Source organism: Bacillus sp. Leaf49, assembly GCF_001426125.1.
Lineage (GTDB): Bacteria > Bacillota > Bacilli > Bacillales > Bacillaceae > Bacillus > Bacillus altitudinis.
Map to the genome: position 1 here is coordinate 64,575 of NZ_LMRK01000002.1, position 16,252 is coordinate 80,826.

Consider the following 16,252-nt stretch of genomic DNA (forward strand, 5'->3'; position numbering starts at 1 on the left):
TGTTTTTCTTATGTGAAGTATTTCACATTCTTATTGTGCAACACTTCACAAACTTTTGCAAGGGGATTGCTCAAAAAAATAATGTAGCCATTTTGTGAACACTCATATTGTGGTTTTAAACCGCTGTCCCCATACATGTTCTCATAAGAAAAAAGCCACCAAACACTCTTTGGTGGCTTCTCTCTTATTTAATAAGGTCCCCAATTGATCATGACACCGATACAAATAAAGACAAGGCCGATGACGAACCAAATGAGCGCAAGCGGCACCATAAAACGCAGCCATTTCACGTATGGAATCCCACTTGCAGCCAAGACAGCCATCAACACACCTGAAGTCGGATTCACGCAGTTGACCACCCCTTCACCGAGCATCACTGCTTCTACCGCTACTTGTCTCGTGATACCCATTAAATCAGCAAGCGGCGCAAGAATCGGTATAAAGACAACCGCTTCTCCTGATCCTGATGAAATCAAAAAGTGAAGGAGCGCACTGGCGATATACATGCCGATCGCACCAGCGATTGGACTAAACCCTGTCAGCATACTCGCAAGCCCATTCACCACAGTATCAAGCAGCTTGCCGTTTTCCAAAATGACTGAAATGCAGCGTGCCATGCCAACAATGAGTGCGCCGTATACAAGGCTTTGACAGCCGACAATAAACGTTTTTGCAATATCATTGGCAGCTAATCCCCCAAGCAGTCCAGCAGCAATGGCCATGAAAATAAACACACCAGCCATTTCCTTATCGGTCCAGCCAAGCTGAAGCGCACCATACAAAAAACCCCCAAGCGACAAACCACACACCGCTAAAATCAGCTTATGTCTGCCGGTGAATTCAGGCTTGTCCACAGATTCCGCATCAGCTCCTCCTAGCCCTTTAGCTGGAAACCACTCGTCACCAAGCAGGCTTCCCTTTTCTTTATTTTTCAAGCGTTTTGTATATAAATAGATGTACACAATACTAGATAGGAGAAAACAAAGATAAATGATGACACGCAGCCCAATACCAGAAAAAATCGGCAATTCTGCAATCGTTTGTGATAAACCTAAAGGAGATGGAGACAAAATGGTTGCGTTAAAACCTGCATAACAGCCGATGTAAATAACCGCCGCTCCCGCCACTGCATCCCACTTTAAAGAACGTGCCACAATAATCCCAATAGGAATAAAGCCAATGACTGAGTTCACCACAATTCCGGTCGTCCCAAGTACAGAAAACAATCCGCCAACAATACAAATAAACAATAGCTGTTTCGTTTGGAACCGGCTGATGACATTGTGAATCATCCCATTAATGGCACCTGTCTTTTCCAAAATTGCAATGGTTCCGCCAGTAAAAAGAATCAGAAAAATAATAGAGGATGAACCAACCATCCCTTCTTGAATCGCTGTAAAAAAACCAACCGGACTAACTGGTGATTGATCAATACGGTGATAACTGCCAGGAACAGCTGTTGTGATCTCTCCTGACGTTTTCCGATCAAATTCACCGGCTGGTACAAAATACGTTGCGATCGTACAAATTAAAGCAATCATAAATAAGAGTACATATGCATCCGGCATCTGAAGTTTTCTTTTTTGTTTCTCAGGTGCTGATACTGTCGCTGTTTTCATCTGTCAAAACCCCTTTGTCCCGATCGGAATTTCACTTAATTTTCTGAATAATCAAATGATGTGTTATATTATAAACACTGATGATATTTAAGATCAATATTATTTCACTAAAAGAATGTTTTGGCAGATTATCTGTCAGCAAGGAGGCTTCTCATGACAACTTTGACAAACGAGATGAAACAAACCGTGACAGACATCTTTGAACATCTGCACGCCCATCCAGAAATCAGCTGGGAAGAGACAAATACGACGGCTTATATTGAAGATCTATTAAAGAAAGCAGGCTGTAAAACGAGAACATTTGAAGACTGTACAGGGGTAATCGGTGAAATTGGGGAAGGCGCACCAGTGGTTGCTGTGAGAGCCGATATTGACGCATTGTGGCAGGAAGTAGATGGCGTATTTCAAGCCAACCATTCATGCGGACACGATGCTCATATGACGATGGCACTTGGGACATTCATGGCATTGAAAGAAAAAGAACTTCCGAGTGGCACGATCCGATTCATTTTTCAGCCTGCCGAAGAAAGAGGCGGCGGCGCTTTAAAGATGATCGAAAAAGGTGTGTTAGCTGACGTCGATTATTTATACGGGGTGCATGTGCGCCCAATTCAAGAAACCTTAAACGGACGCTGCGCTCCTGCCATTTTGCACGGATCAAGTAATCATTACGTCGGGACCATTCTAGGGGAGGAAGCTCACGGTGCACGCCCGCACCTTGGGGTCAACGTCATCGAAGTTGCATCTACGCTTGTGCAGAGACTGGCGCATATCCATGTCGATCCACGAGTCGCCCATTCTGTGAAAATGACCAATTTAAATGCAGGCGGCGGCAGCTCAAACATCATACCTGGCAAGGCCTCTTTTACACTCGACGTTCGGGCACAGACAAACGAAGTGATGGATGAATTAGAAAAGGAAATTGAAAGAGCATGCCATTCTGTAGCAGATGCTTTTGGCGCCTCTATCACACTTTCAACTGATCATCGTCTTCCAGCTGCGACATTAAATGAAGAAGCTGTGGAGATCATGTCACATGCCATAGAGCAAGTGCTAGGCAAAGAACAGCTCGATCCACCGATCGTGACGACAGGCGGAGAGGACTTTCATTTTTATGCAGCAAAGGTTCCTCATATTAAATCGACGATGCTCGGTTTAGGCTGTGATTTAAAACCTGGGCTTCATCACCCTTATATGACATTCGATCGCTCTGCGATTTTTACCGGCATTGAGATTTTGACGGAAGCTGTATACGAAACACTTCAGCAGCATTCATCGTAAAATAAAAAAACCACCCGTCTTTCCTGAAGCGGGTGGTCTCCTTTATTTTACGCATTCACATCTGTCATTGCCGGGACATTGATTTCTTTGACACAGGACACCCTTGATAGATGGATGACACATCTTGCCAGCTCGACAATATCTTGTACAGGTATTCTCGTTTCATCATAAAGAGCAATGGCTTTTTCAGCGCCATCTTCGTACGGAACTTCTGCCGCCAACTCTCCTGGATTGATACAGGTAACGGATATTTTATCTTTCCTTACGTGCTCTCTTAGTGCGTTCACAATACCACGAAGCCCAAATTTAGAAGCAACAAAAGAAACCTGAGGCAAATTCGTATGGTCAAGTCCCGCAGTAGAACCAATGACGATGATCTTTCCATTCTCAGATGTCCTTACGTGCGGAAGCAGAGCTTGAATGTAGGTAATCGTTGAGGTAACGTTCACATTGATTAAATGAGCGATATCCTCCGGTTGATCATGATCGAAAGAATAATCATCTTCAAAGCCGCGTTTCTCCCATAAACCTACGTTATAAATAAGTACATCAATTGTCTGATCCTTCAATGCTTCGAGCATAAAAGGGATATGGGTTTGGCTTGATAAATCGATCTTCAGCCAGATTCTACGCACTCCGTCATCTATATTCAAACTGCTTGGTTCACTTCGTGACACAATCCATACTGTATCTCCACTTGAAGGAAGACCTTTTACAAAGGCATCCCCTAATCCTTGACTCGCACCAAATATGATATAGTTTTTACTCATGCTTCCTCCTTCATGGCTCACTTACGAGCTTCCATCCATACACCAATTCATCTGTAAGCGTTTTATACCTATATCATACAGTGTCTTATACATGCCTGCCCCTTTTATGCTCATCTTCACTTTCTAAATGGCCTAGCTTCCTTATTTCCTTTAATTCCGCTGGTAACGCACGCTCTTCTATAAAGCTTTTGATCATGTCGACAAAAAGTTCTTTCTTTTCAAAAGTAAACGTATGTCCAATGTCAGGAACGATGAACCCGGCTGCATTCGGGTGTGCATTCGTGATTTTTTCTGCTGACCTAGTCATAATGCCCTTTTCCTTTTCTCCCACTGTCACAAGAATCCGTGCCTTTGCTTGTTGAAACGTGTCAGGGAGCTTGTAATGAAGATTTTCTTGAAACATCGTAAGCAGCGTCTTCTTCTGCAATTGTTTGGAATCCGCTGCATAATGATCCAGTACATCGTTTGGAAGTCCCATCTTTTCTGCTTGCAGCTGGATGAACCAATCTTTCTTTAATAACGGATATGTAAGAGGTAAAATGGGCCTTACCATCAAATAGAGCCATGGTAATGGCAACACAAGGGCGCTATTGATGATGGCGATGTCTGCGATGTCTGGCTCTCTCGATAACACATCAACGGCTACCTGTGCACCTAGAGAGAAGCCAATTAGAATGACTGTACGGCCATGTGCATGCTCCTTTATCCATGAAATGATTTCATAAGCACTTTCTCGCATGGAAAACGACGTTTCATTTGCTCTTGTCCCGTGACCAATAAAATCAGGGGTATAGCATTCATACGTTTCCTTGAATATTTCCATATGCTCCTGCCACATCCAGCTGCTTACGCCTCCACCGTGCAGGAAAATCATCATTGGTTTTTCCACCATCGACAACTCATCCACCATCCTTATATATAAGAAAAAGCAGTCGCTTTTTGAGCAGGCTGCTTTTTCCATATGCTCCCTTCTATTATAAGGGAACTGTTATACAATTGGCTATTTTTTCAAATCTTCGATCGAGTTGACGTTTTTCATATAAGTCGGAACAACGAGACCCATGCGAAGACCCTTCATACTTGTACCGAGGTCATCATATTTTCCTTTAAACTTCGCTGCATACGTTTTATGCGTATTTGGAAGCCATGCAGATAATGATGCATCAGCACTTCCGGTTGCAATTGCTGTCCACATTGGACCCGCTTCAACCTGAGTCAAGGTCACTTTAAAGCCAAGTTCACGCAATACCTCTGCGGCCACATTGGTACTTGCAATCTCACTATCCCACGCAACGTAGGCAAGATTGATTTTGTCACCGTTTGACTTTTTCACGCCTTTTGTCCATTTCGCTACTTGATCTTTATGCTTTTTCACATATTTAACAGCAGCATCCTTTGGTTTGACGCCATCCTGAATATCAAGCATCACTTCACCCATGTCATCTTGAGACCATTTAAACTGACTGAGCATTTTGGCTGCTTCCGGCTGATCCTTCGCAAATCCTTTACGAGAAATGGTGTGAATTTCTTCTTCGTCACCATATGATTTTTTCGGATCATCTAAATATTTCAAATCGTAGCGGGAAAACATCCAGTGAGGATTCCAGCCAGTGATGATAATCGGTTTTTTACGGTCATACGATTTCTTCAATGTCGCTGTCATCGCTGCACTTGAGGCAGATACAACCGTCCAATCCTCTAAACCGTAATCCTTTTTCGCTTGATCGGTTAAGGCCATAATACCTGAACCCGGATCAATCCCGATAATCGTTTTATTGACCTGCTGTGCTGCACTTGCATTTGAATCTGATTGTGCACCACAAGCCGCTAGTAAAAAGACGAGCAGGGCGGTCATCCCAATGTAGAGAGACTTTTTCCACATTAAGCATTCCCCCTGGTTTTTTTCGTTTTAATGTTTTGTGTAATACGATCCAGTGTAATCGCTACGATAACAATGGCAATACCAGCTTCAAAACCAATCCCTGTTTTCAGCTGCGTTACTGCACTATATACTTCCGAACCAAGTCCTGGTGCACCAACCATTGCCGCAATGACGACCATGGATAGAGCAAGCATGATACTTTGGTTAATCCCAGCTAAGATGGTTTTTGTAGCAAGTGGAAGCTGAACTTTGAACAAACGCTGGAATGTCGTTGAACCAAAAGCTTCTGTTGCTTCAATTAAATCAGATGGTACTTGTTTAATCCCAAGAATGGTCATACGAATCGTTGGCGGCATAGAGAAAATAACCGATGCCACAACCCCAGGAACAACTCCAATATTAAAGAAGAAGATCGCTGGTAAAAGGTATACGAATGCAGGCATTGTCTGCATTAAGTCTAAAATAGGTGTGACAATTTTACGCACCGTTTCCTTCTGTGATGCCCAAATACCGATCGGAACCCCGATCACGATAGAAATGACCACAGCTGTCAGAACGAGCGCAAGTGTTTGCAGCATTGGCTGCCAGTAGCCTAAATAGTCGATCAGTAAGAATCCAATAAGTGTGAAAAGAGCAACTCCTCTTGTACTGATCCACCAAGCAATGCCGGCAAAGATAAGCGTTAAAATAATGGATGGAATGACGCCAAGTGCAGCTACAATACCATTTACTGTTCCAGCTAATCCATTTGTGATGCCATCAAAGAAACCACCAAAGGTTAATGTTAACCAGTCAACAAATTGATCGATATAATCCGCGAACGGAATTCTAGGTAAATCACTCATACTAAACATCTTATTCTACCTCCTGTGCAGAAGGCTCTTGTGCTTTAATTTCCTCTAGCTCGTTAGAAGACATGTTGATATATTCATCATTACCTGATAATGCACCAATCAATGCACCTCTGACCACAATACCCTTCATTCTGTTTTTCTCATCTACAACGGCAATTGGAATGTTCGCATCAGACACCGCGTCAAAGATCTCTGTTAAATACGTTGATTCCAATACTGTCGTAAATTCTTTATCAAGAACAGTTTCTAGCGACGCACCCGTTTCTGCCGCTTTTTTCGCTGCTTGTGCAGAAATAACACCTAATAAATGCTTTTTCTTATCTACTGCATAGATAGACGAAATACCAAGGTTCTTCATGAGCGTGAGCGCAACACGTGCCCCTTTATCAATCTGAACTGTTTCTGCACGTTTCATAATATGACCAGCGGTTAATACTTTAGAAAGGTCTACATCTTCAACGAAACGTTCAACATACTCATTGGATGGGTTCATCAGAATTTCTTCTGGTGTTCCGATTTGAACGATATTCCCGTCTTTCATGAGGACAATGCGGTCGCCAATACGAAGCGCTTCATCTAAATCATGCGTGATGAAAATAATTGTTTTTCCTACAGACGTATGAAGCTCAAGCAATTCATCCTGCATGTCTTTACGAATTAATGGATCTAGTGCGCTGAATGCTTCATCCATTAACAAAATATCAGGGTCATTAGCTAGTGCACGTGCCAATCCAACACGCTGCTGCATTCCGCCACTTAATTGATTTGGGTACTGCTCTTCAAAGCCCTCAAGTCCAACAAGCTTTAAAGATTCAAGCGCTTTAGAGCGGCGCTGTTCTTTCTCTACACCTTGCAATTCAAGTCCGTATTCTGTATTCTCCAGAATGGTACGATGCGGGAACAATGCGAAGTTTTGGAAGACCATGCTGATCTTTTTCCGTCTAACTTCACGCAATTGATCCTTTGACATATTTGTTATCATATCCCCATCAATATAAATTTCGCCGGAGGTTGGTTCGATTAACCTATTTAACAGCCGCACAAGTGTGGACTTTCCGCTCCCTGATAGCCCCATGATGACAAATATCTCGCCGTCATACACATCAAAATTTGCTCGATTGACACCAACTGTTGCGCCGGTCTCTTTTAGGATTTCTCTTTTTGTCTTCCCTTTTTCAAGCATTTGAGATGCTTTTTTAGCATTTTTACCGAAAATTTTAGATACATTATTTATCTTGATTTTGATCTTTCTCTCTTCAGAATTCATTTTTTCCCTCCAAATTAGCATCTTTATAACCGTAACATAAGCGTTATGATGCGAACAATCTTTAGAATTCGCTTATTTCCGTACAATATGTATGAATTCCATATAGAGGTCTGGTGATTACAGTTTATACGCCGTATTACTCGTAAATCCTATAGAATGCTTCATAAACTACATATTTTACGGGGTATTTTCTCTCACCAGACAATATTTTACTGGAAATTCCTTATTGTGCTAAAAAATAAGTCGAATCCTTGTGATAGCGGGCTTTTTCTTTCATAGGTGAACCATGCCCCTGAACAGGATTTACCCGAAAAAGGTCACATAAAAACCTTTTTTCTCAAATTTTAATCAAATTCATGAAAAAACTGCCTGCAACTTTCGTTACAGACAGCCTGTTTTTTTAGGACTCTAGGGCAGCTCTCTTAATATTATCTTGAAGTTCAAGCATACGTTTTGTTCCGTCCTCACGTAATCGTTTGTTTTCTTCTTCAATCTGCTTCGTCTCTTTCATCCCTTGTACAATCGTATTAAAGGATGATTCGATCGTTTCAATGTCGATGCTTGGACGACCTGATAATTTAGCAATCTCAACACTTTGACTTGAGATATTTTCAGCATTTCGTTTCAGCATTTCATTCGTTCTTCTGTCCAGCTCACTCATGGAATCAGCCACAAGCTTTTGTCTCTTCGCTGTTACCGCTTGAATGATTCCATTTTTGAAAATTGGAATCGTAATGATGAAGGCAGAGTTAATTTTCCCGATTAATTTCGTATTACCACGCTGCAGCAAACGGATTTGCGGTGCTGTTTGAAGTGCCACCATCCGTGCCATATCAAGATCATATACACGCTCTTCAAGCGCTTGAATCCCATTACGAAGCGTATCTAGCTCCATTTGTGCCAGCTGGTTTCCCCCCGCCGCTTTTTCTTCATAAGAAGGAACCAATTGTTTTAATTCTTCGATCTTCATTTGCCCTGCGACGACATACTTTTCAAGCTCCATATAGTATTGAATGTTATGCTCATACATTTCTTCAAGCGTAACCGTCGATTTGGTCATTTCATCTTTGTATTTACTGATTTCCACATTGATTTTTTCAATTTCTGCACCGAGCGTTTGATATTTACTGAAAATCTTCTCGATCATGCTGCCGCCGCGTTTAAAGATTTTTGATAACAAACCACCCTTTGGCTCGTCAAAATCATCTTTATCAAAACGATCCATAATTTTTCCAAGCTGTGTAAGCATCGTTCCTGAGTCTGTGACACTTGTTGAACGCATCATAGAGAGAATACGGTCAGAAAACTTAGAGATTTCGACAGCCGGCTGTTTTCCGTATTCAAGCAGTTCAAGCTGATTTTTGGCATCAATCTGTCTCGCAATGTTTTGGACTTCTGGTTCATTGCGTAGCTGAACACGAATATCGTCTGCCTTTTCAATCGTGATTTCCTCTTTATCAATTGAAATGATGTCATTTCCGTTTGTATTTGTCATAAGCTTTGATCTCCTTATCGGTTTTTAATGGATTGAAATAACTTTCTCACAATGGACGGCTCTTTAAACTCTTGGTTCATGACCATTTCATCAAGCCAATGTGTATCAAATAATTGATCGTCTATATACCGCTCTATACACTGATAGCCGGCGGGATGATAGACGAAGAGATCCACACCCATTTCATTTAGGAAAATCAGGGCAGCCGCATCAGAACGAGTCAGCTCACCATTATATTCCGTATGGTATAAAATCACTTTCGGTACAGTCTGGGCATAATCAAAGGTTTGAATGAGTTCAATTACATCTTGGTTCATATGCAAAAGCTGCTTGAATAAATAAATACGCACATCTAATTCGGTCTCATGGCCTTCTTTTAACAGCTTCGGATGCTGACAAATGCGAGAAATGGCCTCTGCGATCGCACGCTGCGTGCCCTCATACAAATGCGAGAACTGCCACACATTGCTTTTCATTAACAAATCAGGGTCAACCTCTCCTGCTTTAGAGAGTGCATGCTGATAATGAAATTGATAATTCGAAGACACTTCTTGTGTGAAAGGGAAATGACGGATCGTTTTCGTTTCTTTCCCCTCCATTAGCGTATGGATACGGTCCCAATATTCTCGCTTGTCTCTCGTCACCCCCATCATCTTCGCAAAAAGATTCGGAATCTGTATGGTGTCACGGTCTGCTTTGAAATTCGGGCGGATAAACGACCGTTCCTTCGCAATTAAAAACAGCTCATCATACGTTGTCTTTAGCGTAATAGAATGAGGGGTATGATCTCTGAATTGCCATGGCTTATACAGCATGGAATCTTCTGTGTGAAGTACCTCTTCAAGCTCTCTTGTCGAACGGTACGCCACCGTTGATTTCCTCTCAGGCTTTTCAGTAGGGAACGGTTCAAGCTTTGACGTCCCTGGATACTGATCAATAAAAGTCAGCTTTTCTTCTGGATCTAATTCACGAAATTGATCCTTGCCTTCTGGATGAAACAGCACCACATCACAGCCAATCAGCATGACATAGTAAAGAAAATAAAGCTGACTTTTATTCGCCTCTCCATACCAAATGACAGCTGGCATTTTTTCTTCCAAATTTCCTTCCTTCAGCCATGGTCCTAGATGATTATTTGAAAACTTCACTACATCTAGCAGCACACGGCGGAAATCAGGATGCTGGAATCCCCCTTCATGCAGCTGCTTGAAATGTTCAAACACCTGGATTAACGAAAGGCGAATATGCCGGTTCATCACTGGGTTTGGATGACGGACAATGAGCTGTTCACCATCTAAGAAAGCCACAAATCGATTCACGGACAATCCCTTTTCTTCCTGATTGATCATATGAATCCGCTGGAGCGCTTGAAAGTGTTCCGGCTCAATATGCCGGTTGAGGGTTTCACTTAAAATATGCATGCCGTCAGTTTCGTATAATTCATGTAAATAAATAAAATAATCGGTTGCATCATGCGGAGTTCCAAGGACGCGGGCAGCGAGACGCGGCAAGGATAAGGTGTGCTCGTCCTTGACGTAGCCGTCTCGTTCAGGGAGCGGCTTTTTCAGCAGGTTTTTCCAGGCTTCCTGTTTCGCCCGTGTCTGGGTTACGTTGATTTCTTTATAGCTCACGCCGCTCCTTCCTTTCTCCTATATTTTCTCGAAAGCTACTACTATCATATCATTCAGCCTTCTACTTCTGCTATCGAATCGAAGGCTTTTTTGCCGTGTTCATCTTCTTTGCGACAGAAGCGGCGATTTCGTCTGCCGCCGCCATGCCAGAGGCTGTCGTCGGTTCAAGCGATAGATCAAAATCTAAGACTTCCCCATGACTCGGAGCGAAGCCTTTATCCGCTTGACGTATGAGATCAACATCTAACAAGGAGTCGCCCGCACCATATACATATTCAAGGTGTAGCCTTTCTTTTAGAAAAGCAACAGCAGCCCACTTATTGAGCGGCTTTGGAATAAAATACAGCTTTCGGCCTTGAAGGGAAACTTGCCAGCCTCTCTCCTCACCCCACAGCCTTAATTCAGCAAGCGGAATATGAGAAAGAAACTCGTCTTTCATAATCAAATAAAGAAATCTTCCCTCAGCTGTTCGAGTACGTTTCACCCAAGCGGCAACCGGAAGTTCAGAGATCGCCCGCAGCATATCTCTCACCGGCATACACTCTTGCAGTCTCTCATCTACAATCGCCTGCCACTCCTCAAGCGGCTTGCCATGATGAAGGATACAGCCGCCGTTTGTCGTGACGGCATACTCTGGTTTGATCTCTTGCTGAAAGAGAGTGATTCGTTCAAATTGTGCTGTCGTTCTTGTCGTCACTGGGATAAACCAGCCTGCTTGATGAATTGCCTGTAAGGATGCTTTCGTTTCAATCGACACATAGGAAAGCGGCCGGTCGTCCAGCACCTCAATTAATTCGTATGCTCCCTTGTATGCATACTGCTCCAGCATTCGATGTGAGTATATCAGTGTCCGGTCTAAGTCACTGGCAAATGCCATGTTCTTCATGACGATTGCTCCAACGGGCGGATGAGCCCACAGCATGTGTAGGACATGTTGGCATATTCAATCACGGGCACGCCTCTGTCCTCTGCGAGTAGTAAAATGTGCTTGAGCTTTTCCCGAGATCCTGGCTGAATGAGTATTTTCCAAGGAACTCTTCTGAGCAGCACACGGGTCGTCTCACCGACGCCCGGCTTAATCAGATGTGTATTGTCTATTTTAAACTCCTGACCAATTGCTTCAATGGATGTCATCCCACGCCAGTCAGGAGGCGTTCCTTGTGCGAGAAGGGTCTCTGCTTTCTCTTTTACATTTGCATCAAGTTCAGAAAACGCTTCTTCAATTGTATTGACATACAAATTAGAGACATCCTCATCAATGAGCTCTTCATAATACTTGGCCCCATGGAAATCATCGGCATGGATCCAGCGGTTGTTTAGCACCGTTCGACTAACTAGGCCAGAGACCGTTGAATTCAAGCAGGCACTTGGAATGAGGAAATCCTCTCTCGTTCCATAAACACTCGTACAATAACCAGGATCAGCAAGCACAGCCAGCTCACTCGAAAGACGAATTCCATATTTCTGTTCAAAATCAAGCACCGCTTTTTGAAGCTCTTTGGAAATAGCACCCTTTCCAGTCCAACCGTCAATAAAGGCAATCTCAAAACCTGGATGTTCTTTGAGGATATAATGCAGCGCATTCTCATCTATTCCACGGTCACGAATAATAGAGATGCTATAATGCGGCAAATCGAGACCATACGTCTTTCTGATATACCGTTTAATGAGCACCCCGATTGGTGTCCCGGCCCGTGCCAAGCTGCACAGAACGGTTTGAAATCCTCGCTTTTTCACAATTTGTTCTGCGACAACCGCTACGGCTTCCGCAACCTTTTGCTTACTTTCTTCAAGAGATTGATAGAATAAGTCCATATAAGATGCCGTCGGCTTGTATTCAATTGGTAGCATTTCTGAGTAATGGGCACCGCTTTGAATAGAGCGCTCCCGCTCTTCTGTACTTTTCTCCATCTCAATCGATGATAAATCCTTGAGTAAGAAGGTTACGTCCTGCTCTGGATAGCTTCCCATCTTTGTATACACGTTAGCCATTCACCTTCACCTCATCTGATAAAGTCACAATATGCACATGCTTCACATGCCGCTCGGCAAATAAGTGGATCAGCGGCATCAAAGCTTCTTGAGACACCTTTTTCTCAAAAAACAAAAAGACATCATCGTACTGATCTTTAGGGATATTGTACACGTAGTGCTGAATGCGGGCATCCTCTGGACTCAAAAATGCGAATCCGTTTTGAACAGCGTACCCTTCCTTTTCAACCGGATGAATCGGACTTCTTGTCGTCGAATGAAAAAGGACACCTTCGCCCATATGAGCTGCAAGTCTCATCGGCACATACATCAATTCTCCTGTTCCTAAGCAGAGTGTCTGTTTTCCTTTTCGTTCTTGCTGGAGCTTCAGCCCAGCCTCAGCAACTGCTTGATCAATGGTGTCCGTTTCCGCTGCGCTTAAACCGAAACGACCTGTTTCATGGATATACGGCGAATGCCCCGCCGGATTGACTGCATGGGAAAGTGAATATGGCACTTGCTTAAAGAAGGATTGAAGAGAATGAAAAGAGAGTTCAGGTCTTTTCTCTTGCGCAGCAATTTCATACGAATAAGCAGGTTCATCCAGCGTTGTCCCCCGAAACATCATCTGCCCTTTTAATAAAGATAATGATGTGATATTTACCCCTAGCTCCTCTTGCAGCTGAAGCATCGCTTCCTCGTGCTCCTCTGTTCTCCAATCTAAAATGGATAGAATCGTATAAGAGGATCTAGGGTGCTTTGCGTGCAGATCCCGAATGATATTCATATTTGTCCGGCCTGTCGTGACCTCATCATCTACTAGCACAATCGGGCGATCCGTCCGAAGTAAGGCGTCGTCTGCGTAGCAAAGCTGATCTGTCGCATGAGAATGTTCCTCTTCAAATACGAGTGAAGGATCAAGATCCAACAGCTGTTCACGTGTCGTATGAATGTAAGATGCTCCTTCTATGACGTCATACACACCATGACCAAGCGCTGTTGCCGTTTCAGCAAAGCCAATCACAATCGGCTCGTTTACCACCGAAAGCTTCTCTTTTTTGAGCGCAGCATAGGCTTCAGTTAACTTAACATGATCATTCGTTTTTAGTGCTTCTACTACATCGTCTTGATGCGGGGGCGTCTTGCCTGTTTGTTCTTTTGCATAAGCCATTGCCAAAAGACCTGAGACGAGGAGTGGTTTCAACGGGTGAACAGGCATATGTTTCCCGAGCACCTTGCTAACAAATAAAAAGGCTCTCTTTTTGTTCACCCGTGCCGCCATGTCAAAAAGATGTTCTTTTTCAAGCTGAAGCGTACCCTCTTTGAGGTTAAGCTCCACCTCCATATGTTCCAAGATGTTCAGCGTATGCGGCTTCTGATTCTGTGAGTATGTCGATATAGCTTCTATTTTCATGAAACACCCCGTAAATGTCTGACTTCATTAAAATGTTTTCCGCCCAGCGATAGTGCGGCTTCGTTTCGTTCATTTTATTAGAAAAGGTACTCTTCATCACGCCGACTGTACCATCTGCATGCTCTAAAATACTTAATGCATCCATGTACTCTTCCTTTGTGACAACGTACATGCTTTGAACTGGCTTGAGATGTGTTGGATGGATGACTGTCTTGCCATGAATACCGTTTACCACATCCAGCTTTGTCTCTTTGAGCAGACCTTGCATATGATCGAGTTCAGATGAGGAAGATTCACCGCTCTTAGAAATTGCACGGATGAATGGATTTTGTTCTTTTCGTGCCGGTCCAAAATGCTCCCATACAGCACCTGATATCACAAATGAACGACCAAAATAATTGATGATATCTGTGATCAACTCAGAAATGACTCTGATCTCATAAATGGTGGTCTCGCGATCACGGCGAATGCCGTATAATCCACACAGATCCGTTGCCCCAATGCGAATATTCAAAATATATTCCTCATCATTCAGCATGATCTGCTTTAACTCAGACAACACCTGATATCTCGTTTCTTTTTCTAATAAATCTGGTGTTTCTAAAATGGGCATTCCGTATAGTGTTTTCTGAGTTTGTGCTGAAGCCTGTTTCAAACTGTCCACATATTCCTTTGCATTGTGAACGGAGCACTTTGGAAACACAAAACCAGTCAGTAAATGAAGAGAGGGGCCGAGCAAATCTGCCATTTTGAGCAGCTGTTTGGGCGAACGAACCCGAATAAATAAAAGCGGCAAATGCTCAGCTATTTCTGGAGAGTGATGAATTGTCTCAGAAAGGCAGGTCAATTGTGCCACTATATTCTGTTCAGCCATGTCCACTTCCTGATCACCAATGGCGTCCTCCAAGCAAAACACAACAGAGCAAAGCGCTTCATATTTCTGCGAAAGCAGCATGTCTGCTACATCCTGTCTTGTCGCAGGCATATACAAAGTAGCACCTAATGCATGCGCAAGTACATGCCTTGGCGTCAATGAATGAACTGCCGCCGGCCGCTTAAAAAAAATATCGTGCTGCCTCGTCTCTGATAAAAAACGAAAATATCGCATGCAGTGCCACCTCCTGTTGTAATGACTTGATGATTCAAAAAAGGATGGAGCCGCTAGTCAACTCCATTCCTTTTTGATCGTCCTATTCTTCTTTTGAAGCCGCAGCTTCGTTTGTTACACCTTGATGCTTCTTCTTATTGATTTTATGAACAATAAACGTTCCGATAAACGCTAGGATAATAATCGCAAAGAATGCGAGATGCGGGATTTCAATATGAGCAGCACTTAAGCCCATTTTGATGGCAATAATTCCAATGAGAATAAATGCCGTATTCTCAAGCTCAGGTATACGGTCGATGAGTACAAGGAATAATTGTGCCACTGTACGCATCATGAGAATTCCAAGCATTCCACCTAAAAGAAGAATCCATACTTCCTCAGATACAGCGAATGCAGCAAGAATACTATCTACCGAGAAGGCAAGGTCCATAATTTCTACAGAAATAACAGTTGCCCAGAAGACGCCAAATACACGAATCATCCAGCCTTCTTTTTTCAATTCCTTCGCTTCGTCATCTCCGTCACCTAACCAGAAGTGCTTAATGACCAGCCAAGCTAAGTATGCAGCGCCTAGAACCTTAATCCACCAAAACTTAATAAGCAGCATCCCTACGCCAATGAATAGAAAACGGAAGAAATAAGCGCCAATTAATCCGTAGGTTAATGCCTTTTTACGCTGCTTTTCAGGTAAATGTTTCACCATAACAGCTAATACAAGTGCGTTATCCGCTGACAACAAACCTTCAAGCACGACAAGGGTCCCAATAAGCCCCCAAGAGACAGGGTCTGTTAATACCTCTGCCCACATATGCCAATCAAAAAACGAGGCATACGTGTCCAACATATGTTTCAAAATGTCCAACTGGTTTTCCTCCTATAAGTGTAGAAGCATCAGCAGGCTTTCGCCTGCTGTTATTCTTGATCGCTGTTTCTTTCTCACTTTGGAAAATACCCTCATAT

Annotated in this window: 14 protein-coding genes; 1 reads left to right on the top strand and 13 read right to left on the bottom strand. The window is 43.1% G+C overall.

From position 1 onward, the window contains the following. Positions 1 to 188: 188 nt before the first annotated feature. Positions 189 to 1,619, bottom strand: coding sequence for a YfcC family protein (locus ASG46_RS02995; RefSeq protein ID WP_007498311.1), 1,431 nt, complete (start codon positions 1,617 to 1,619; stop codon positions 189 to 191). Positions 1,620 to 1,772: 153 nt separating this feature from the next. Here ASG46_RS02995 and ASG46_RS03000 point away from each other — a divergent pair, with 153 nt between their 5' ends. Next, on the top strand, positions 1,773 to 2,900 hold the full coding sequence (locus ASG46_RS03000; RefSeq protein WP_008342120.1) for a M20 peptidase aminoacylase family protein: 1,128 nt from the start codon (positions 1,773 to 1,775) through the stop codon (positions 2,898 to 2,900). A 47-nt stretch (positions 2,901 to 2,947) separates the two neighbouring features. On the opposite strand, the gene ASG46_RS03005 is transcribed toward ASG46_RS03000, so the two are convergent. From ASG46_RS03005 to ASG46_RS03060, 12 genes are all read right to left on the bottom strand, one after another. Further along, the gene (locus tag ASG46_RS03005; RefSeq protein WP_007498314.1) at positions 2,948 to 3,670 is read right to left on the bottom strand and encodes an SDR family NAD(P)-dependent oxidoreductase; all 723 of its coding nucleotides are present in this window, start codon (positions 3,668 to 3,670) and stop codon (positions 2,948 to 2,950) included. A gap of 85 nt (positions 3,671 to 3,755) precedes the next feature. Then, a complete protein-coding gene (locus ASG46_RS03010; protein ID WP_056703051.1) occupies positions 3,756 to 4,631 on the bottom strand; it encodes an alpha/beta fold hydrolase in 876 nt (291 codons plus the stop codon). Positions 4,632 to 4,670: 39 nt separating this feature from the next. Further along, a complete protein-coding gene (locus tag ASG46_RS03015) occupies positions 4,671 to 5,552 on the bottom strand; it encodes a glycine betaine ABC transporter substrate-binding protein (protein ID WP_008342122.1) in 882 nt (293 codons plus the stop codon). After that, positions 5,552 to 6,397, bottom strand: a complete 846-nt coding sequence (opuAB, locus tag ASG46_RS03020) for a glycine/proline betaine ABC transporter permease subunit OpuAB (RefSeq protein ID WP_024718999.1) — start codon at positions 6,395 to 6,397, stop codon at positions 5,552 to 5,554. The genes ASG46_RS03015 and opuAB overlap by 1 nt, the downstream gene beginning before the upstream one ends. Before the next feature lie 10 nt (positions 6,398 to 6,407). Next, on the bottom strand, positions 6,408 to 7,673 hold the full coding sequence (opuAA, locus tag ASG46_RS03025) for a glycine/proline betaine ABC transporter ATP-binding protein OpuAA (RefSeq protein ID WP_041091219.1): 1,266 nt from the start codon (positions 7,671 to 7,673) through the stop codon (positions 6,408 to 6,410). A 400-nt stretch (positions 7,674 to 8,073) separates the two neighbouring features. Further along, entirely contained in the window at positions 8,074 to 9,168 is a 1,095-nt protein-coding gene (locus ASG46_RS03030; RefSeq protein ID WP_056703053.1) for a toxic anion resistance protein, read from the bottom strand. 14 nt (positions 9,169 to 9,182) lie between these two features. Beyond that, positions 9,183 to 10,799, bottom strand: a complete 1,617-nt coding sequence (locus tag ASG46_RS03035) for a YceG family protein (RefSeq protein WP_035703101.1) — start codon at positions 10,797 to 10,799, stop codon at positions 9,183 to 9,185. Positions 10,800 to 10,869: 70 nt separating this feature from the next. Further along, positions 10,870 to 11,685 (bottom strand): HAD family hydrolase, encoded by an 816-nt coding sequence (locus ASG46_RS03040; RefSeq protein WP_019743831.1) that lies wholly within the window; start codon positions 11,683 to 11,685, stop codon positions 10,870 to 10,872. After that, a complete protein-coding gene (locus ASG46_RS03045) occupies positions 11,682 to 12,791 on the bottom strand; it encodes a cysteine protease StiP family protein (protein WP_056703056.1) in 1,110 nt (369 codons plus the stop codon). Before ASG46_RS03045 ends, ASG46_RS03040 begins: the two co-directional genes overlap by 4 nt. Further along, a complete protein-coding gene (locus tag ASG46_RS03050) occupies positions 12,784 to 14,115 on the bottom strand; it encodes a phosphoribosyltransferase family protein (protein ID WP_056703059.1) in 1,332 nt (443 codons plus the stop codon). The genes ASG46_RS03045 and ASG46_RS03050 overlap by 8 nt, the downstream gene beginning before the upstream one ends. Beyond that, positions 14,099 to 15,292: an HpcH/HpaI aldolase/citrate lyase family protein gene (locus ASG46_RS03055; protein WP_056703062.1), complete on the bottom strand. Its 1,194-nt coding sequence runs from the start codon at positions 15,290 to 15,292 to the stop codon at positions 14,099 to 14,101. The genes ASG46_RS03050 and ASG46_RS03055 overlap by 17 nt, the downstream gene beginning before the upstream one ends. Before the next feature lie 82 nt (positions 15,293 to 15,374). Beyond that, positions 15,375 to 16,154 carry a TerC family protein gene (locus ASG46_RS03060; RefSeq protein WP_008342130.1) on the bottom strand — a complete coding sequence of 260 codons (780 nt, stop codon included), beginning with the start codon at positions 16,152 to 16,154 and terminating at the stop codon, positions 15,375 to 15,377. Positions 16,155 to 16,252: the final 98 nt, after the last annotated feature.